The following is a 19,643-nucleotide window of genomic DNA, read 5'->3' on the forward strand; positions in this document are numbered from 1 at the left end:
TATCAACGATTTCATAAATGTAAATAGCAGTGGAAGCCTTGAATTAATTTTCGTTTTTGTAAATTTTCTTTTTGTATCAAAATTAATTTTAACATGCGTGTCAAGTCCTATCAATCTCGCGTCGCATTGACGATTTTTTCAATCTTTCTGCGAGTGTGTTGAGCATAGACACGTGCAACAATTTCTGGAATCGTTTTATGAGCTGGGTCAAGTAGATTAAGTTGTACCATAATTTCTCCAGCTCTTTTGTAGCGATCTTTGATGGTTGTTTGATCGTCTGTTTTTTCAGCGCCCAACATGATATCGTTTAATTCTTTTTCTAGCTTGACGCGTTGTGTTGCGGTTAAGTTTGATTTCATAGTAATTTTTTGCCTCCGCTTTTTTCCGATTATACACCAATTATCAAAGTGGGAACTCATAATCTTCAATACTTGGTGGTTTCGCCAGTCGGAATTTACTCACCATCTCATCCAACCTTCTTTCATATTCACAAACGTATAATCCCGCGAGGAAACGTGCTCGTGTGTAATCATCCACTCTTAATAAATCAAAAACACCGTGACAAAAATAGATGTTGGTGTTTATTTTGCTGTGCACTGATACGATATTTGTTTCAAAATCATACTCAACGACAAATACGTGAGTATCATCATGAGATTTTTGCGACCAACTATGCTTTTGTCGTTTGTAGTAGTTTCGGAGCAAAATGACCGCTTCTTCGTCGTATTTGCTTACATATTTTCCAGCCACTAAATACGACAAAAAGAGTGTTTGTCGACGACTCATAATTCTTCTAATTTCGCGTGCAGTTAATGCGCCAACATTTGCCATCAGATCACGCTCGTTTCTTCTCTGTATGAGTAGTAATCACGTGTGTCCGTGACAATGATGTGGTCCAGTAGATCAATACCCAATAATGTACATGCTTTATTAATGCGCGACGTAAATTCGTTGTCATTAGCGGATGGCTGAGGATAGCCCGATGGGTGATTATGCGCGACAACGATGCGCGCAGCATTAGATAGTAACGCTCGCTGCAAAATATCTCTCGGATGAGCTATTGATTGATTAAGAGATCCAATCGAGACTGTCGAATACGAATTGATTTCATTTTTGGTGTTAAGACATACGACAATCAAGTGCTCTTGACACTCATTACCGATTAGAACGCTGAGCCACTGAGCAAGAGCAAATGATGAAGTAATTTTTTCAGGGATACCCTTGTTTTTACGTTTACGCTTAACTTGTTTTAACGTCAGGATTTCCTCGCAAATGATTATGTCATCGCCAATATTCTGTGTCATAGTTAATTTCCTCCATTTTGATTTTTGCATTGATTGTCTCCAATTCAGCTTTTACTTCTTCTTCGATCAAAAGGCGTTCTTGATAATCTTTGTCGGACTGATCTTGGGCGTGATGTTGTTTCACAGCTTTTATCGCCACGTAAAATTTTTTGGCGAGCAAAATAATAAGAATTGCTAGGAGAATATCAATATATGAATCGATACCACCGTTTGAGAACAGTTCTGAAAAAATATAGTAAATCATTTATTGTCAGCTCCTTTTCGTTCGTCATACACTTTCTCGCCACCATTTTAGATGGTGGAAAATGTTTTAATATAACGCGGCTTAAGCCGGTAGAGCACCGACGCGCTAGTGGCGGCAAGTAACATCACGGCTGAGTGATTTACGCAGTAAGAGGTTGGGGCGGCTACTGCCGACTGACGGAAAATACGACTGAGTATTTTTTGTCATACACACCTCTTATGCTCTTTCACCGATGCGCTTCGATAAGGCACCCAAAAGCGCTTCCTATCTGAGAACGCTGGTGTATTAACGTTTCACAGGTTATGGTTTTTGCTACCACAAGCGTCGAGGGTGTCTCCTCCCTGTCGTAAACCTATGATGTCGTGAGGGAGGAGGCGCTTCCTCCACCTAAAATTTAGTATTTTTTGTATGTCTAGACGCTTGGGAGTGGTTTTTAGTCGATTTTTGTTAAAGCGTATTGGGGCGTTAACAGTGATAGACGAATTTGCTGAGTTTACGCGCGCAAGAGGCTGTCTGGCAAGACCGTGAAAATAACAATCCTAAAAAGACAGTGGGGCAGAAAGAGCAAGCTTTCATGGGCTAAGTTAAAAGATGAATTGCGCGAATGAAGCCGGGACCCACTGGCTTTTTATGTTGAGATAAAAAAAGAAGTGGACCGGCTGCACGTAGGTGCAAGCATATTGGTAGTAGAATGTTAGCAAAGTGTTAGCAGATTGTTAGCAGATTGCTGACAAAGTGATAATAAATTAATAACTGGAATTCCCAAAAGCTGATATACTTAAATTAAGACAAAATGGATAAAAGAGTCAGGAGATGTTGAAATGGTAAGTAAACAGAAAGAAATGAAGATGAAAAAAAGAGCAGAGGAAATTGCTCGAAAAATAAAAGGTAAAGGTAAAAGGTTACCACAAGATGTTTCACGTGCTGGACTTGCGGCTGCTGGGTTTGATATGGATATAACTTTAGAAATTCTGAAAGCTATCTTCGAATTTGGATTGAAAATTATTCCGTTGATTAGACAAGCGGGTGGGGTATAGTTCTTTGAGCGAAACTGCGAGATAATTGTTCACGCAGTTTTTTTTTTGCGTGTAAAAAAAAGAGGACAGCTATATAAGCCATCCTCATATTGCGCACGATATAGGATACACAAGATTTTAAATTATACATACTGCAAGCTAGCTGAACAGTCTTTAGCGACAGCTTTAAGCAAACTCACCGATTCTGCTGCTGATAGTCCGTCTGTCCGCTTAATGACACGACCTTGAACGATGGCACGACTTAATAGTAAACGCACAGCGGCAAAACGATAGTCCCAGATTTTGAGTGGTATATCGTTTAAATTAGGATCACGAGATTTGCAGGCATCCGCGGGCACTAATGTCGCTAAATCATCAAAAGCAATTGCGTCTGCTAATTCCAAGTAAAATTCTTCATGCGAGATTTTGTTGTGCAAATACATTTTGCGCCGTTGATCATAGTCGAATACCATCTGTATCACGCTCCCCGATTTTTTATCAAAAGCTTTATCGGGGCGTAAGCCCATCTTTTCATGGCTTAAAAGGGTGGCTAAAATTTGGCTAAAATCGACTTTCAATTCTCTGCAAATCAGTGCAAATTTAAGATATTTATATTTTTAGAAACAGCGTAGAATCGCTGTTGTTTCAACACATTTCAAACTTAAACACAAAAAAGCCAGGCTCTCGATAAACTTGGCTTTAAAAGTAAGTAAAATGTTCGATTCGATTATACTCTGCGAGTTAACATCTTTTATAAGAATCAATCGAATTGTTTACAGAATGAATAGTCTTTGAATATTCACCCTGTAATTGCATACAAATTTTCTAAAATATTTTGGCTAATAATTTTTGAAAAATGTGGTGGTACTGCATTTCCTATTTGTTTAAAAGCAGAAGTTCGAGAGCTTTCAAAATAAAAATCATCGGGAAATGTCTGAATTCTTGCAGCTTCTCGGACTGTGATTGAACGATTTTGAGATACATCAGGATGAATATAGTAATGACCATCTTTTGCTATATGAGCAACAACTGTATGACTATATCCGTTATCATTTATTGCTTTAAATCTATCCAAGAAAATATTTGATTTCTTATGTGTGATTAATTCAATTGGAAGATCGGAATACTTAACATTTCGATTCTTCTTCTTTTCTTTTGCTACGATCCTATAAATTTTTAAATCGTTTTCGTTATTAGGACGACAGATATTTTGGGTCAAAGGAATCTTGCTATTTCTTAGATTTATTGAAACATATTCTGAAGGAGGAACTTTCGAATATGCATTTTTAGTTTCTCCGGATTTTAATATAGGCAGATCTTGAAATAACTCTTTAATTATTGGTGGTTTTTCCTGAAATTGATCAAGGCTTCTGAAAAAATCAAAATCTGTCATTGAAGTTTTGTATCCAAAAATGATTAATCTTTCTCTAACTTGTGGAACGCCGAAATCAGCACAGTTAATTAATTTTATTTGAATATGGTAATGACCTGTAGAAATTACATTGATAAAATCGTACTTTATTTTTTCCAGAAGGCTATTTCCGTCTAAGTCCTTAAACGATAATAGTCCTTTTACGTTTTCAAACACGAAAAAATCAGGGTTATATTTTTCCAAGAACCTCAGATAATACTTATATAAGTAGATTCGCTCGTCAGATTCTTTGATTTTTTTATTTCTTGCCCTACCAATCGTTGAATAGGCTTGGCATGGTGGTCCCCCAATGATACCGTGAACCATATTTGAATTTGGCTGAGAATCAATTTGCCTGAAAATTTCTGGTAAATTATCTTCTGATATTGCTAGATTAATTACTTTTCCGACAATTTTTTCAGGGATTTCAGACAAAAATTCATCATACGAAATTTTCTTATTGATGTAATCGTTGTATCTATTTAAATTTCCATTTTCTTTTAGATAATAGTAAGCATCTCTAACTTTTAATGTTTTACTTGCAGCCTCATCCATTTCAACATGAGCAAGTAAATTAAAATCATCTTTTCTAAATCCTTCGGTTAATCCTCCCGCGCCAGAAAACAGGTCTATGATGTTTAGCATGATTTCACCTCAGCGCAATTATACCAGGTTTAAAAGTAACCTACTAGTGGGAAAGCAGAAGTTAACAAAAATAGTTGTAAATAGCCACATGAACTGAGGTATAATTTTTGTGATAGATTCATTAAGGGAGAAAACTACATGGATGCTGTAATGAAACTTTTACTATTAACTAGCCCATTTGGCTACATTTCTAAAAATAAAAAAAATGTTTTGAATGATTTTCTTAAATATGAAAAGTTTGAAGGCTCATATGCATATCAGTATTTAAACTCTAGCTACTATAAAGAACTTGTTTTGCTAATTTGTTTGGTAACTAGTTTTAAGAATCTCTCAAACGGTCAAAAGATTAATATAGACGATTTGGGTGATGAGACTAAACTTCTATTTGAAAAGACCTATTATAGTTTCAAGGGACAGGACAATAGAAGTGACGGCTATATATTGGAGCCGATATATAAAAAGAAAGATTCTTATACGCGGATTTTAAAAAAAGATGTAATTGAAAGTAAAGCTAGCATTGTAACCAATACAAAAAGTAGAAAAGTAAAAAGTACCAAAGAGGATTTTGGAAAGCAAATGGGGCTTTCTTCTATAAGTTGGACAAATGATGAAAACGTGATAGTAATTCTTGAAAAGAAGCTATTAGATGAAATAGTAAATGTAAAATTTAATATTAATAATAGATATTCATATTTGGGTGAATTTTGTACTGCGGAGTATTTAAAAGAATCATTGATTTTTGAACGAATACCACATTCTAATAGTACAGAAAAACCTATGGTAATTTTTTCATCAAGTATAGGAGCTGTCATAGAGTATTTAGATGAAAGCGATGGAGATATATCAGAAAAACGAGTATATGTTATTGGAGACAAATGGTTTTCAAATGGACAATTTTCAAATTTATTTACACTTGAGGATGCGTGTGATGATTTCGGAATTCCAATGACAGTATTTTCTAGTATACCATCAGTCATGGATGAATCAAAACTTAAATTTTTGAAGAAAATGGATAGAGAATTTTGCTGGCTTGAATCGAAAGAATTTAGCAAAATGGAAATTTCATTTGATTTTGTGTCTAGTAATGAAGAGTTTGATAATGCGATAGCAAAACTCAATGAGTATATAGGAGATATTCGTGAAATACCTAGATTAAAATATCTGGATAAACTATTAAAACGATTCTTGAAGATGAATTACAGTCAAATAATTGGGTGTTCCCGTACCCTTGAGCAACAAATGATAATTGTATCAGAATATATGGAAAAGTTAAATTTGGAAGAGACCGAAAAAATTTCTGGTATTTTATATGATATCTATTGTAATAGATTTGGTTTTCAAAACAAGAAAATTATCGACTCTATAAGAAGTAAAGATAAGTGTGCACTTGTAGTCATGGATGAAATGGTTGAAGAAACAAAAAAAATTTACATGAATGATGATACGATAACAGTTCTGCCATACAGTGAAAAGATATATGAAGACCTATATGGAACATTTGATAGTGTCATCTTGCTTTCCCCATATGCAAGGGATAGGAAAAAATGGTTATCGAGCTATCTAACAAATAAACTTTTTGTTGTTTTTCCGGATTTGCAAGAGAAGTACCTCATGCACTCCTTAAAAAGAGATAAAAGAATAATTCAACATTTATATACTTTGGATAATAGCTATTCTGATCGAGATTCTGCATATTTAAAAGCAATTAATAAATATTTTGAAAAAACAATGAGAGAAAAACAAGTAAATAATAACTGCGATGACAAGGTACTATATGATGAACTGGATAAAGAAGAAGATCCACAAAAAGAATATTTAAGCTTGATAAATAATTTAATCATCACTACTTCTGGAATTGAGACTGAAAGTGAAAAACAACTTGTCAATGTTGTTCGTGGGATAGATTTAGAGTCAGGAAAAAATATTTTTGGAACCGAGTTTGGAAAAGTTTTTATTTTACAAGAAAATTTTTGTAGAAAAACGGACGTGAATAATATTCAAATTGGGCAAAACATTGTTGAATTTGAGGTTCCTTATTCCGATACCCTTTATAGAGAACAATTGAAAAAGTATAACTTCATAAATGGAATTTTTATTGATAGTACACTTGATGAAAATTTAAGGCTTGATTATTTTTGGAAAATGATTTTACTTGAATACATTAAAGAAAGAGAAATGACTCCAACTCAATTCAAAGAAAGAATGGATGAACTAGGTGCGATAGATAAGTCAATAACTTTTTATGGATCATGGTCCTCAATTGACAAAATGCCAATCCTACCTAGAGATTCTAGTTTTATTTATTATATTGGATTACTTACGAAAAACTCTGAATTAACAAATGAACCTGATAAGTATTATAGTGCAAGCACAATAGTAAAGAAAAATTTGAATTATGAAAGAGATAGACTTATGGACTCAATTGACGGTAGGAAACTGAATGAAATAATAAAAGATAGCTCAATAAAATCTTATTCGGTGGATAAAGTAATTTTAGTTGAAGATATAGATATAGAAGACGTACCGAGATACCTGACTAATAAGTTTTTGGGAGGAAAAAGTTAATGGTAAAAATTACGGATAAGAAACAACAAAATAGTATAAGAGAAAATTATTCTAATGCTATTTCGCAATTATTATTAGGACCGGGGTCAGAAAGAATTAATCAGGATATTGAGCACGAGATAATTTCTGAAAAACCTCAAACGAGATACGTTACAGGTATTTTATATCCTTTTAAGGAGTTAAAAGAAGCTTCGACAGAAGATATTGAAACAACTCTTGAAGCTCAAGAGTTTTTGAATAAAGAAGAAGAATCAGCCGAGATTGATAATAGCTTTCTTCCATCTTCCTTAGGTATCACATTCTATTGTAAAAGTAGCAAAAAAGATATAGGTATCGAAATTCACAGCTCTTATTACAAAAAAATAAAGAATCCATTTATTCAAACGAAAAAAGAGGTGCTTGAAGAGCTACAAGAAAAAATTGCTTTATCAGAAGTTATGAATATTGAAAAGCTTTTCAAATTTGATCTGGAAAATTCAAAAATTAAATATGAAGATAGCTTCGAAGATAGAGATGGAACCATATCTGATTTTCTAAATGAACTAAAACCAGACGATAAAGCTAAAGATTCGGAGATGCTATTTTTACTAAAAAAGATTAAAAACATAAATTATAAAAACAAGAGCTGTTTTGAACGTGTTCCAGTTTTCTTTGAAGTGAAATTGGACTCTTCAAAGGAAGGTATTTCTTCTCAAAAATTATTAGTTGAAGAAGAAAAAACGTTTCAAGTATTTTCGAAAGTACAAAAAATCAACGTGGCAAAAGAGGAAACGGTGACGGCAATAACTATAGTTTTAAAAAATATTTCAGAGAATCATCTTTTTCAAACAGAAATCTCTATAAAAGCTCAAAAAAGTGTTGAGTTTAAAGCTTCTGAAGATGTAAAACTTCCAGATTTATCTAAGTTAAATTCAGAAGACGCTATGAACTTTTTTTTATATAGAGATAAAAGGACATATGCCTTTGGAAGAGGTGTATCCGCAGTTTGGAAAGAAGAGCATGGAAAAGTATCCGAAATAAAAACATCATATATTCCGAGCTATGAATTACGCCCAATGTCTTTTGATATTGATGGTATTTCGCCAGATGTTTTGAGTGCGGAAAGTTATATAGGGAGTGACTATAAGGCACAATTAGAAAAACTAAATCAGTTTGTTGAGCAATATGATAAATGGATTGATTCAATTACGAAAGAGTCTAAAACATTAATTCCTGAATATGTAGAGCTTTCAAAGGAAAACATTGAAAAGTGTAGAAATTGTAGTCATCGCATGAAGAAAACAATAGACTTCCTTTCTAAAGATAAAGATGCTTTTGCGGCTTTCAATAAAGCTAATGAGGCAATGCTTTTACAAAGATTAAAGAACTCAATTGAAAAAGAAGAGGCATATAATTCAAAAAACTATCAAATTGCAAACTTTAAATGGAGACCATTTCAATTGGCGTTCGTATTAAACTCATTAGAGTCTATATTGAATGAAGAAAGTTCTGATCGTGAGCTACTGGATTTAATTTGGGTTAGTACAGGTGGTGGTAAAACGGAAGCATACCTTTTTGCAATCGCAGCCGTTGTAATTTATAGAAGATTGAAATATCAAAATTACTCAGGCGTGACGGTAATCATGAGATATACTTTACGACTTTTAACTGCTCAACAATTTGATAGGGCTTCTCAATTAATTTGTGCGTTAGAGTTTATTAGAAGAAAAGAAGGTAATCTAGGGGAATCAGAAATTAGCATTGGACTTTGGATAGGAGAGGGAACTCAAAATAAATTAAAAGATGCTAAGGCAGATTTTAAAGATATGGTTGAACAAAAAAATATTGAATATGCGAAGAAAAAAAATACATTTCAGGTTTTGGAATGTCCTTGGTGTCATGAACAACATAGTATTATTCCTGATGATAAAAACTTTCAAAGCAAAAGAAGATGGGGATACTATGAAATTGAAAAGAAAAATGATTTCAATATGAAATGTTTGAACAAGAAATGTGAGTTTTCTAAGGGATTACCGATTTATGTAGTAGATGAATTAATCTACAAGAAGAGACCTACATTACTTTTTGGTACTGTTGATAAGTTCGCCCAAGTCCCTTTAAAGGAAGAAACAGCAAGCTTATTTGGTTCGGACGATCCAGAAAAATATCGACGCCCTGAATTAATTATTCAAGACGAGTTGCATTTGATTTCTGGACCGCTCGGAAGCATCGTTGGGCTGTATGAAGCTGGATTTGATTATATTTTAAAAAACGCAAATGGAAGTATTGCTCCAAAATATATAGCTTCAACTGCAACAATCAGAAACGCTGATGATCAGGTAAAAGGGATTTTTGACAGGAAAGTTTCCCAATTTCCACCTAGCGGAATAAATATAACAGATAACTTCTTTGTAAAAGAAGATACACATGCGTATGGAAGAAAATACCTTGGAATTATGCCGACAGGGAAATCACAAGTAACAGCAGAAATACGGCTACTGTCTTCAATGTTACAAACAATAAGAGAATTAGGCCTAAGTATTGATGAAGAAGAATTATATTGGACAGTTGCTGGGTACTTTAACAGTATTCGAGAACTTGGAAAAGCTTCAGGATTGATTAAGGATGATGTAAAAGAACATATCAATCAATTATACAGGCGAAATAATACTAATAAACGTTTCATGAATGACGATACAAGCGTGGAGTTGACTTCGCGTATACCTGGTATAGAAATCCCTACAATTCTAAAGAAATTAGACATTCCACACAATAGAATTACAGAGGAATGTAAAGGAGCGGAAAGATACCAAAAAACTGTGGATACGTTAATTGCAACAAATATGTTATCTGTGGGTGTTGATATTGATCGTTTAAATGCCATGTTTGTAGTGGGTCAGCCGAAACTGACTTCAGAATATATTCAAGCGACCAGTCGAGTAGGAAGACAATCTTTAGGCTTAGTATGCACGTTGTATAATTCTTCTCGAAGTCGAGATAGATCTCATTATGAAACATTTCAATCGTATCATGAAAGTTTATATAAATTTGTCGAATCAAGTAGTGTAACTCCCTTTTCAGTACCTGCTCTGGAAAAAGCCGCTGCTGGAGTCATTGTTGCAATGCTTAGGAATACGATTGATTCATTAGCTGGCGATAATTCTGCAAAAAACATTTTAGAATTTGAAAATGCACTTGAAAAAGTGAATGATTATCTTATGGAACGTGTTAAAGCTAGCGAAGACAGACACAAGTTATATAGAGAAGATGCAAGCAGAATAATTAATAATTTTGGTGATAAATGGTGCGATATTGCTGAAGAAGTAGAAGATACTGCGGAACTATTCAAATATTACTTATATAAAAGTAAAGCAGAAGAATTCCAAGGAAAATTGTTGCTTAGATCATTTGAAGATAAAAGTACACATTGGGAAGCTACTAAAGTAATGGGTACAATGAGGAATGTAGAAGATACAGCCTATCTGAGAATAATAGATTAGGAGATGTTATGGTGTATAAACAGAAAGACAAACCGGAATTTAACGTTAGAAGATCTCAACTTTTAACGCCATTTGGTATAGGGGCTTTAATGGATATAAATAATCAATCTGTCATGATTGCAGATTCGGAGTATTGGAATACTAGCAGATGTGAGAAAGTCCATGATATTAGATTAGAAAAAGCTATGGATGCTGAAGGTTTCATTGAGCCGCCATTTAAGGAGGAAGATGATATTGTAGGAAAAAGATTCCCACAGTGGTATTTTTCTCCAGAAGATAGGAGTTTGAGGAAAATTGATTCATGGCGTCAGTTGGTAGAGGCAAAGGGGATACCAAGTTTAGTCAAAGCTTTTAATCAGAAACCAATTGATGTTCGTAAAAGGAAAACCGAGCTTGTTCCTGTCCGGATTATATGCGCATGTTGCAATGGGCATGCACAAGATTTTCCTTGGTTAGAATGGGTTCATGAGGGGATGTCCTATGATAGTTATAAAGATCATGAAATTACTTTGGGAAGTACAGCACAATCAGGTTCTATTTCAGATTTAATAGTATCTTGTAAAAGATGCAATAAGAGCCGAAATTTAGCCGGAGTTTTTGATGAAAAGAGATTTCCACATCAACTAGAGAAATTAGGAATTGGTTGTAAGGGTGAATACATTTGGAAAAAAGAAGAGAATAGAATTAGATGTGATGAAGAGGTTCACGTACTTCTTAGAAATGCAAACAATTTCTTTTTCCCTAATATCTCAAGTTCAGTGAATATACCGTTCAAAGAAAATAAATTAATTGAATTAATCCAGAGTGACGAGTATTATAACGCTTTGGAATCAGAGCTAAGAGGAGTCACACGAGAAAAAGGAATTGAAAAACTTGAGAAAGATGAATTAGTAAATAAAATGATTACACGATTAGCGGAAAAAATTGAATATAGTTTTGATGAAGTTAAAAAAATAATTTCCGTTAAGTTTTTTAATGAGATAAGTGATGATTATCCAGATACTGTAATGGATTATAGGAGAGCTGAGTTTGAAGTTCTTTCTGGAAAAGAAAAATATGATGAGGATTCAGAGAGATTCAAAATGAAACTTTTCAATTCAGAGGAAATTTCTGGTCACATTTACAGTGAATTATTGAACGGGATAACTTTGGTACATCAACTCGAGGTAGTTAGTGCTCTTCGAAGCTACAGCAGGATACAGACTACGGATTCTGAATTAATGAAAGAACAGGTTTTAGAAGGTGAGGAGTCTTCTGGAGAGGCGCAGGAAGTATCACTTCGTAGAAAAGACAATTATTATGTTGGCATGCGCTCATTAGGAGAAGGTATATTCTTTTCCTTGAATAGTGAAGAAATAAGAAAATGGAGAGATAAAATTAAAGACTCAGTAATTTCGAATAAAATTTATAAGAAAATGAGTAATGTAAGATTCCCAGATGAAGAAGGTTACATTCGTCCGGATTACTACCTTATTCATACACTATCTCACCTTTTTATTAAAGAATTAAGTATGTGTAGTGGTTATTCTTCATCCTCTTTAAAGGAAAGAATATATTATTCAGATGAACTTGGAAAAGAAATGTATGGGATATTGATTTATACATCAAGTTCAGATTCGGAAGGAACATTGGGAGGGCTTGTTAAACAAGGCGTTCCAGAGAAATTTTTTGACCTATTAAATGCTGCATTAGAAAAAGCTAAATGGTGTAGCTTTGATCCGGTGTGTATTGAAAGTGAATCTCAAGGGAGAGATTCGTTAAACGGTGCAGCCTGTCATGCGTGTTCACTTATTTCGGAAACTAGTTGTGAGAAAATGAATGTTTTCCTAGATAGAAGTGTACTAATTGGAAGTTTAGAAGAGCCAGAGTTGGGATTCTTTAGTGGGAGAAATATTAATGACGTTTCCAGATTTAACATTTAAGGATAGTTACAAAGAAAATAGAATAGTAAAAGAGGCTAACAAATTCACATTAGTTCAGCGCGCTCATGTTGTCTCAGGATATTTACTTGACGGAAAATCTCATAGAACATTGGAAACTGAAGTGTTGAACATAACCAAAAAAGGTTTCCATGCAATGAATATTTTGCATTATTATGGATTGACTGCTCCTCATAAAGGTTTTTATATAAACACTTCAATAAATACTGCGATTAGTGAATTAAGAATGTTCGGAGATATGAAACATTCTGTAGTTGCTGATTTATTAGAACGAGCAAATGATTCATTGATAGAAAGAGAAGTGCAAGAAGTATTAAATATTGAGGTAAATGATAAAATATCTAAGTGGTTGTTTGAACTAGGAAAGGAACATTCTAATGTTATTGATTATGATGAAATTGTTGAAGTAAAGCCAGGATTGAGAAATAAATCTCCTATCTCAGAATCAATAGCGGAAACTTCAACTAAAATAATTTCAGATGATGATCTTGAAATAAGTCGTTTAGATCAAAAGCATTATGGTGATATTGGTGAAGAACTTATCTTGAAGTACTATACTAAAAAGATTATTGATAAGCTCGGAGATACAGAGGAAGCTCAGCAATTCATTGATGAAATGGAATATACCGGAAAGACACATGGACGGGGATACGATATTATAGCTTGGGATGTTGACTCATTAAATACTGATAGTCCGTCAAAGGTTTATATCGAGGTGAAAAGTTCATTGTCTGAGAAACCAGATACTCCCTTTTATATCTCGCGAAACGAACTGATGACCGGGATGGAACTTGGTAAACAATTTAGAATCGGAAGAGTTTTTAATTTAGGGAAAAAAAAGCCGAAATATTTTGAAATAATTCCGTTTAAAAGAAGTCTTATAGGAAGAGACTTCAATGAAGAATTGAATAGAGTATTCATTGCACAGCCCATAAATTATAGAATTAGTGGTTTTAAAGGATGAGTTAAAAATGGTTCCTTCTATACAAAAGAAATTATTTTTCGTAAATGTATATTGAGATTCATTTTTGAGATAAACATTTTTCAGCGCCCCATGTTTCTTATTTTGACCGAAAATTGACCCAAATCCGTTTGAAATTTTATGAAATCAAGTGAATTCAGATGCGATCTTAATGTTTATAAATTCTCTTTTTTTCACTCCTATGAGACTCCATGAAACCTGCTTAGTCGCTGACCAAGCAAAAGATTCATTAGCTAAATAATGAATGATCAACCTCGCTCGATGGAGCGGGGTTTTTTTATTTGTTCAAAAACCGTACCAAGCGTTTAAGCATATTAGAAGATACTTTCAATTACTTATGCTATGTTTAATATATAAAATGGTCGGGACAGTTAAGCGAGTTTTAACGGTTTCGTTTTTCATTAATAAAAAACGCAGGAGGGAAATAGCATGAAATCATTATTTAAGTTTATGGTTGCTAGTACACTTATCGTAGGCGGCGTTTTAGTTGCAGGGACAATTTTGACAACGAAGAAAATCGATGAATACGGCGATGATCTGCAAAACTTTTTACATTAGTCTTATTGTGGCATAGCGGCACTTCATTTTGGAGTGGCGCTTTTTTTTTGTTTGCTAAAACACAATTATTTCAGTCTTCCATGAAATTATCGACCTTAAAAATTGTGATTTCTCCGTATACTTAAGGTATCAAATGAATGAGATGGAGGAATACAGATGAAATGGTATCAATTATCAGTAAAAGATGTTTTACATAAAACAGACTCACAAGTTGCTGGATTAACAAAAGAAGAACGGAAGACACGTTTGAAAAACAATGGACCGAATAAGATGGAAGAAAAGGAGCAGGTTCCATTGTGGCGTAAAATCGCCAAGCATTTTACAGATTTATTGATGGTGGTTTTGATTGTTGCGGCGCTATTGAAATTTGCAACAGGCGAAGTGATTGAAGGCAGTATTATTTTCCTAGTAGTAATCGTCAATGGCTTTGTAGGCTATTGGCAAGAGCGAAAAGCGGAGGAATCATTAGACGGATTAAAGCAGATGATGGGGCAGGAAGCCACGGTTTTAAATGAAGGCCAAGCGCTTAAAGTAAATTCTGAGGAGCTGGTTCGAGGAGATATTGTTCTCTTGAAGGCAGGCGATGTGATTCCCGCTGATTTACGTTTAATCGAGGTACATGACTTAACGGTAGAGGAATCGATCTTAACTGGTGAATCAGAGGCAGTTGAAAAGAAGGTTGATGCGATTGCGCAAGAGGCTCTAGCTGGGGATCAGCTAAATATGGCCTTTTCAGGTACGCTGGTACAGACAGGTTCGGCACGTGGTGTGGTTATTGAAACAGGAGACGCCACTGAAATCGGAAAAATCAATCATGCGTTGCAGTCGATCCAGTCTCAGACAACACCGTTAGTGAAAAAGATGCACCAGTTAAACAAGCAAATCTTTAGAGGGATTTTAGCATTAATTGTGTTTTTACTCTTCTTTACGAGTTTCAGGTATGGAATGGATTGGAGCTTGATGTTCTCGGCGAGTATCGCGTTGATCGTTGCGATGATTCCTGAAGGACTGCCAGCCGTTTTAACAATGATTTTATCCATTGGTGTCAAAGAGATGGCTGATGAGAATGCGATTATCAAAGGCATGCCAGCGGTAGAGACGTTAGGATCGATGACAGTGATCTGTTCAGATAAAACAGGAACGCTCACGAAAAATGAGATGACTGTGCAGGAGGTTGTCACGGAGAAACCAACGTTAGTGAAGGAAATCATGAACAATTGTCAGGATTTAAAAACCAAAGATGAGCAAACAATCGAAGAAATCCATGGCAATCCAACAGAGCTGGCACTATTGAAGTATGTAGACGAGGAAAATCAGCAGCTAAAACCAGTGTTAGGGAAGATTCCCTTCAGCTCTAGCTATAAGTATATGGCAACACTACATGCCGTTGACGATGAGTACGTGATTTTCATTAAAGGGGCACCGGAAGTATTATTAGAAAAAGCAGCGTTAGAAAATACGGAAAAAAGTAAGTGGGAAAAGCGTGGTTTAGCGTTGGCTAGCAGAGGCCAGCGTGTTCTGGGATTCGGATATAAAAAGGTTTCTTCTGCGGAATTGACCCACGACGCCTTACATGGCTTAACCTTTGCTGGCTTGGCGGGGATTATTGATCCGCCAAAAGAGAGTGCGATTCGTGCTGTAGCTCAGGCGCAGCAGGCTGGAATCTCAGTAAAAATGATCACCGGGGATCATAAAGCAACGGCGCAAGCAATCAGTGAACAAATTGGCTTAAAGCACACGGCTAAACTACTAGAGGGGGCCGACATTGACGGAATGTCAGATGAGGAATTGGCTGAAGCGGTTGGGCATGTGGACGTATTTGCTCGAACGACGCCTGATCATAAGCTGAGAATTGTGACTGCGTTGCAGAAAAATGAAGAAGTTGTTGGGATGACCGGCGATGGCGTGAATGATGCGCCGGCCCTGAAGCAAGCAGATATTGGGATTGCGATGGGGATCAAAGGCAGCGAGGTAAGCAAGCAGGCTGCTGATATGGTATTAGCAGACGATAACTTCTATACAATTGTAAAAGCAGTTAAAGAGGGGCGTCGGATTTTTGATAATCTGCAAAAGACGATTAATTTCTTTTTACCTACAGCTTTGGCGCAAGGGTTGATCGTGATATTGGCTCTCTTAATGAACCGTCCGCTACCGTTGACACCGATTCAAATATTGTGGGTGAATATGGTGACTACAATCACGCTCTCCTATGCTTTAGGCTTTGAAAAAGCAAGCAGCGATACGATGACGCGTCCGCCAAGAGATACAAAGCTGGGGATACTATCAGGCTATAGCTTCTTTCGGATTCTGTATGTCTCTCTGCTGATCATGATTCCAGCCTACTTCTTATCTATGCGCTTTGAAGGAGCGGCGCTGCAGCAGACCATTCTTTTACAAAGCATTGTTTTAGGGCAGGCAGTATACATGATCAATTGTCGTGAGCTATTTGATCCAGCGATCAATCGCCGCTTCTTCGAGAATAAGTTTTTGTTTCTTTCATTAGGCATTCTCTTTATTCTCCAAGCAGGTGTGGTCTTCCTTCCTTTGGCGCAGCAGTTAATTGGAACAACGGCACTTAGTCCAGCACAACAATTAGTAATTTTAGCCAATGCATTGCTGCTGTTTCTAGTCGTTGAAATCGAGAAGAGGATCAGCAAAGGGGTTTTTCGGAGAAAAGAAAAAGCGGTCAGCCGTTACCAGAATGACTAACCGTTTTACTTATAAATAAGAATGTGAAGTGAGTTCAGTCAATTGACTGAGCTCATTTTTAGTTGGAATGGTGGATAAATAAAGTATAGGGACGGGCATCGAATCTAGCGGAATATTAGAGAGAATCAGGTCTCCGGTTCCCATCGTCGTTTCCGGCAATTGAGAAATTTCTAGCGAAACGAGGTTCACCCGTTTTCCTAAAAGGTCTGCTAGTTCCTGCTGCAAGAAGGCTTTCCAGGACGGCTCGCTTTGGAAAATGAAAAAGACGGTTTTGCTAGGCGGCTGAATCGTATAAATCGCTTGCTGACTCAAAAGAGAAAAGAGGTTGACGAAATAGGTAGTATCTCCAATTGTAGAAAATTGCGGCAAACGATTAAACAGTTTGGTACTGGCTTCGGCCAAAATAGCATATTGGTCATTTCTTTGCAGCAGCAGTTCCTGATATTCTAGTTGAAATTGCTTCGACAATACTGGCGATTCTGCATATTTTAACAATAAAAGCACGATGTTTGTCGCTAAGTTTGTTTGCAGCAACGCTTGTAAATGGAGGGCATCCGCAATTTCCTGAACCGCTTCCTGAGCGTTCTTTCGCAACAACGGGTATTCCTGCGTTAACACCTTTGAAACATTCTTGCCCAAGGGATTGTTGTAGTTCCAGCTTTCTAAAAAGCAGAAAAAGGCAAAAAAGATTTCCTCCTCTTTCAAATAGACGCCTTCTTTTTCATAGAGCTCTTTTAGTAGTGGTGCGTAGAGACTAAACAGCGGATCGTTGGCTTCAAAGCTGAAGTCATTGATTGAGCAGCCAGCCTTGATGCGAATACTGTTGATAAAAAACCAGCAAATACCAAAAATCTGTTCTGTCTCAACAGATATGCCGTCAGTAATCCTCTTTGTCAAAAAATATAGATAATGTTCTTCATGGATCGAATAATCCTCAAAGAAGTAATTGTTATGGGTGAAGGGAAGCAGCAGTCGATGATAAAAAATTCGAATAGCACTTTCTTCGCCGATTAGATAGGCGTTCGTTGAGGTTAGGCGAATTTTAATGTTAAAGGACTTCAGCTGTTGATTGATTTTTGTTCGATGGCGCTTAAGCGTTTCGTAGGAGACGCCCGTTTCATCAAGAAAACGAGGAATATTCAGTTCCTTCGTAAAAAAAAGTTCTTTGATTAATTGCAAGCTAACTGAATGGGGCAAAAAAGCTTCCCATAGATCATTGGTCAACGCCTTTTCCTTTGAGAGCAAACGAATCCCGCTGTTATCAGAGTCTAATGTCCAATGTTCCGGCAGGTAGTGGCGAATCAGCTGTAAATCAGAGAAAATTGTTCGTTCAGTGGTTCCGATGTTCTTTGCTAGTTCTTTAGCGGTCAGTTGCGGGTGATTCAAAAGCTGCTCCAAGAGTAAGATCTGACGATGAATATCTTTTTCGGTAATAATTTTTTTCAGCATCGAGTACATAGAGGAAGCCTCCTTTGGAACTAAGCATACGAAAGAGAAGCACTGCGGGTCAAGCGACAACCTCTTGAATGAGATTCTAAGTGCTAGGGATTTTTTTTATGAGGGAAATAGTCTATACTTTTATAAGTAAGAAAAAAATGTTTTATCAGAGAGGATGGACACCATGTTACAACGAAAAATCGGCAGCAGCTATTGGGAAACTTCAGCGATTGCACTAGGAATCATGCGAATGTCAGCGCTAACTTCCACAAAAGCAGCGGAAGTTTTGGAGACAGCTTTAGAAAGTGGTATTAATTTTATTGATTCGGCAGATATGTACGGTGATGGAAAATCAGAATTGGTTTTTGGTGAAGCGTTAAAAGAAGCCAACATCTCTCGAGACAAATTCTTCATCCAATCAAAAGGCGGCATCGTGACTGGCGATGAGAAACGTTATGATTTTTCGAAGCAGCATCTATTAAACTCTGTAGATGGTATTTTGGAACGGATGGGGATCGATTACTTAGATAGTTATCTGTTGCACCGCCCAGATCCATTGATGGGGCCAGAAGAGATCGCGGAAGCCTTTGATATTCTGCAAGCAAGTGGAAAAGTTCGTCACTTTGGTGTATCAAACTTTAACCCAGAGCAATTCCAACTATTGCAAGCACATGTGGATCAAAAGCTGTTGATCAATCAATTGCAATTCTCGATTATGCATACAGGTATGATTGATTACGGTATGCATACGAATATGACAGATACACGTTCCTTCGACCATGATGGCGGGGTGTTAGAATTCTCTCGTCGTAAGGGTGTGACGATCCAAGCGTGGTCGCCATTCCAATACGGGTTCTTTGAAGGGGTCTTTGTCGATAACGACAAATTCCCAGAATTGAATGAACTGTTAGAAAAATTAGCGAAAAAATACAATACAAATAAAAATGCGATCGCGACGGCTTGGATCTTGCGTCATCCAGCAAATATGCAAGTGATCTTAGGCACCATGAATCCCACGCGAATCAAAGAAAGTGCCGCAGGTGGAGAGGTAACTCTTACGAAGCAAGAATGGTACGATGTATACTTTGCGGCGGGAAATGATCTACCATAATAGTAAACGATTCTAATTATTTTTGAATAGCAATAGCAAAGGAGACTCATCATTAGAATGAGTCTTTTTTTTATCCTTTTTAATTAATTGTTATTTCTGAAATGAGATATTTTTTGTCTTTTATTAATAAATTAAGGTATTTGGCCAAACGATAAAATAAAAAATAATCCGTGTAAATTATTTTTTAAAAACTATTGAACTAAAAATGTTTTTAAATTACAATGGTTATAAATAATCAATAA

15 protein-coding genes are annotated in these 19,643 nt (G+C 35.9%); 8 read left to right on the top strand and 7 right to left on the bottom strand.

Translation table 11 applies throughout. The features are described from left to right. Positions 1-110: 110 nt before the first annotated feature. Genes IGI50_RS01855 through IGI50_RS01870 form a run of 4 tightly spaced genes read right to left on the bottom strand, consistent with a single transcriptional unit; the run spans position 111 to position 1,548 of the window. The gene (locus IGI50_RS01855) at positions 111-359 is read right to left on the bottom strand and encodes a hypothetical protein (protein ID WP_438775975.1); all 249 of its coding nucleotides are present in this window, start codon (positions 357-359) and stop codon (positions 111-113) included. A 43-nt stretch (positions 360-402) separates the two neighbouring features. Beyond that, positions 403-831 (bottom strand): hypothetical protein, encoded by a 429-nt coding sequence (locus IGI50_RS01860; RefSeq protein ID WP_438775976.1) that lies wholly within the window; start codon positions 829-831, stop codon positions 403-405. Next, positions 831-1,304, bottom strand: a complete 474-nt coding sequence (locus tag IGI50_RS01865) for a JAB domain-containing protein (RefSeq protein WP_438775978.1) — start codon at positions 1,302-1,304, stop codon at positions 831-833. The genes IGI50_RS01860 and IGI50_RS01865 overlap by 1 nt, the downstream gene beginning before the upstream one ends. Continuing rightward, positions 1,282-1,548, bottom strand: coding sequence for a hypothetical protein (locus IGI50_RS01870; RefSeq protein WP_438775980.1), 267 nt, complete (start codon positions 1,546-1,548; stop codon positions 1,282-1,284). Before IGI50_RS01870 ends, IGI50_RS01865 begins: the two co-directional genes overlap by 23 nt. A gap of 821 nt (positions 1,549-2,369) precedes the next feature. Between IGI50_RS01870 and IGI50_RS01875 the strand changes: the two genes are divergently transcribed. Continuing rightward, entirely contained in the window at positions 2,370-2,585 is a 216-nt protein-coding gene (locus IGI50_RS01875) for a hypothetical protein (protein WP_438775981.1), read from the top strand. 122 nt (positions 2,586-2,707) lie between these two features. Here IGI50_RS01875 and IGI50_RS01880 read toward each other — a convergent pair whose 3' ends face one another. Both IGI50_RS01880 and IGI50_RS01885 read right to left on the bottom strand, forming a co-directional pair. Beyond that, positions 2,708-3,037 (bottom strand): hypothetical protein, encoded by a 330-nt coding sequence (locus IGI50_RS01880; protein WP_438775982.1) that lies wholly within the window; start codon positions 3,035-3,037, stop codon positions 2,708-2,710. Between the two features lie 326 nt (positions 3,038-3,363). After that, on the bottom strand, positions 3,364-4,620 hold the full coding sequence (locus tag IGI50_RS01885) for a DNA cytosine methyltransferase (protein ID WP_438775983.1): 1,257 nt from the start codon (positions 4,618-4,620) through the stop codon (positions 3,364-3,366). Positions 4,621-4,758: 138 nt separating this feature from the next. On the opposite strand from IGI50_RS01885, the gene IGI50_RS01890 reads away from it, so the two are divergent. The 6 genes from IGI50_RS01890 to IGI50_RS01915 all read left to right on the top strand — a co-directional run bounded on the left by IGI50_RS01890 (position 4,759) and on the right by IGI50_RS01915 (position 16,853). Further along, the gene (locus tag IGI50_RS01890; RefSeq protein WP_137614183.1) at positions 4,759-7,185 is read left to right on the top strand and encodes a hypothetical protein; all 2,427 of its coding nucleotides are present in this window, start codon (positions 4,759-4,761) and stop codon (positions 7,183-7,185) included. Beyond that, complete coding sequence (locus IGI50_RS01895) at positions 7,185-10,664, top strand: helicase-related protein (protein ID WP_438775984.1); 3,480 nt, start codon at positions 7,185-7,187, stop codon at positions 10,662-10,664. Before IGI50_RS01890 ends, IGI50_RS01895 begins: the two co-directional genes overlap by 1 nt. A gap of 11 nt (positions 10,665-10,675) precedes the next feature. Then, the gene (gene drmB / locus IGI50_RS01900; protein ID WP_438775985.1) at positions 10,676-12,586 is read left to right on the top strand and encodes a DrmB family protein; all 1,911 of its coding nucleotides are present in this window, start codon (positions 10,676-10,678) and stop codon (positions 12,584-12,586) included. Further along, positions 12,561-13,568 carry a DUF3883 domain-containing protein gene (locus IGI50_RS01905; protein WP_438775986.1) on the top strand — a complete coding sequence of 336 codons (1,008 nt, stop codon included), beginning with the start codon at positions 12,561-12,563 and terminating at the stop codon, positions 13,566-13,568. Before drmB ends, IGI50_RS01905 begins: the two co-directional genes overlap by 26 nt. A 447-nt stretch (positions 13,569-14,015) precedes the next feature. Next, positions 14,016-14,144 (top strand): hypothetical protein, encoded by a 129-nt coding sequence (locus tag IGI50_RS01910; RefSeq protein ID WP_010747051.1) that lies wholly within the window; start codon positions 14,016-14,018, stop codon positions 14,142-14,144. A 156-nt stretch (positions 14,145-14,300) separates the two neighbouring features. Then, on the top strand, positions 14,301-16,853 hold the full coding sequence (locus IGI50_RS01915; protein ID WP_438775987.1) for an HAD-IC family P-type ATPase: 2,553 nt from the start codon (positions 14,301-14,303) through the stop codon (positions 16,851-16,853). 9 nt (positions 16,854-16,862) lie between these two features. Here IGI50_RS01915 and IGI50_RS01920 read toward each other — a convergent pair whose 3' ends face one another. Further along, the gene (locus IGI50_RS01920) at positions 16,863-18,311 is read right to left on the bottom strand and encodes a helix-turn-helix domain-containing protein (protein WP_438775988.1); all 1,449 of its coding nucleotides are present in this window, start codon (positions 18,309-18,311) and stop codon (positions 16,863-16,865) included. Between the two features lie 163 nt (positions 18,312-18,474). Between IGI50_RS01920 and IGI50_RS01925 the strand changes: the two genes are divergently transcribed. Beyond that, positions 18,475-19,401, top strand: coding sequence for an aldo/keto reductase (locus tag IGI50_RS01925; RefSeq protein WP_438775989.1), 927 nt, complete (start codon positions 18,475-18,477; stop codon positions 19,399-19,401). Positions 19,402-19,643 lie beyond the last annotated feature (242 nt).

Source organism: Enterococcus sp. DIV0170, from assembly GCF_051710765.1.
Lineage (GTDB): Bacteria > Bacillota > Bacilli > Lactobacillales > Enterococcaceae > Enterococcus_A > Enterococcus_A raffinosus.

What these genes read in the sequence shown, in the direction of transcription:
- IGI50_RS01855 (WP_438775975.1), bottom strand. Translation starts at nt 359, where the DNA reads ATGAAATCAAACTTAACCGCAACACAACGCGTCAAGCTAGAAAAAGAA.
- IGI50_RS01860 (WP_438775976.1), bottom strand. Translation starts at nt 831, where the DNA reads ATGGCAAATGTTGGCGCATTAACTGCACGCGAAATTAGAAGAATTATG.
- IGI50_RS01865 (WP_438775978.1), bottom strand. Translation starts at nt 1,304, where the DNA reads ATGACACAGAATATTGGCGATGACATAATCATTTGCGAGGAAATCCTG.
- IGI50_RS01870 (WP_438775980.1), bottom strand. Translation starts at nt 1,548, where the DNA reads ATGATTTACTATATTTTTTCAGAACTGTTCTCAAACGGTGGTATCGAT.
- IGI50_RS01875 (WP_438775981.1), top strand. Translation starts at nt 2,370, where the DNA reads ATGGTAAGTAAACAGAAAGAAATGAAGATGAAAAAAAGAGCAGAGGAA.
- IGI50_RS01880 (WP_438775982.1), bottom strand. Translation starts at nt 3,037, where the DNA reads ATGGTATTCGACTATGATCAACGGCGCAAAATGTATTTGCACAACAAA.
- IGI50_RS01885 (WP_438775983.1), bottom strand. Translation starts at nt 4,620, where the DNA reads ATGCTAAACATCATAGACCTGTTTTCTGGCGCGGGAGGATTAACCGAA.
- IGI50_RS01890 (WP_137614183.1), top strand. Translation starts at nt 4,759, where the DNA reads ATGGATGCTGTAATGAAACTTTTACTATTAACTAGCCCATTTGGCTAC.
- IGI50_RS01895 (WP_438775984.1), top strand. Translation starts at nt 7,185, where the DNA reads ATGGTAAAAATTACGGATAAGAAACAACAAAATAGTATAAGAGAAAAT.
- IGI50_RS01905 (WP_438775986.1), top strand. Translation starts at nt 12,561, where the DNA reads ATGACGTTTCCAGATTTAACATTTAAGGATAGTTACAAAGAAAATAGA.
- IGI50_RS01910 (WP_010747051.1), top strand. Translation starts at nt 14,016, where the DNA reads ATGAAATCATTATTTAAGTTTATGGTTGCTAGTACACTTATCGTAGGC.
- IGI50_RS01915 (WP_438775987.1), top strand. Translation starts at nt 14,301, where the DNA reads ATGAAATGGTATCAATTATCAGTAAAAGATGTTTTACATAAAACAGAC.
- IGI50_RS01920 (WP_438775988.1), bottom strand. Translation starts at nt 18,311, where the DNA reads ATGTACTCGATGCTGAAAAAAATTATTACCGAAAAAGATATTCATCGT.
- IGI50_RS01925 (WP_438775989.1), top strand. Translation starts at nt 18,475, where the DNA reads ATGTTACAACGAAAAATCGGCAGCAGCTATTGGGAAACTTCAGCGATT.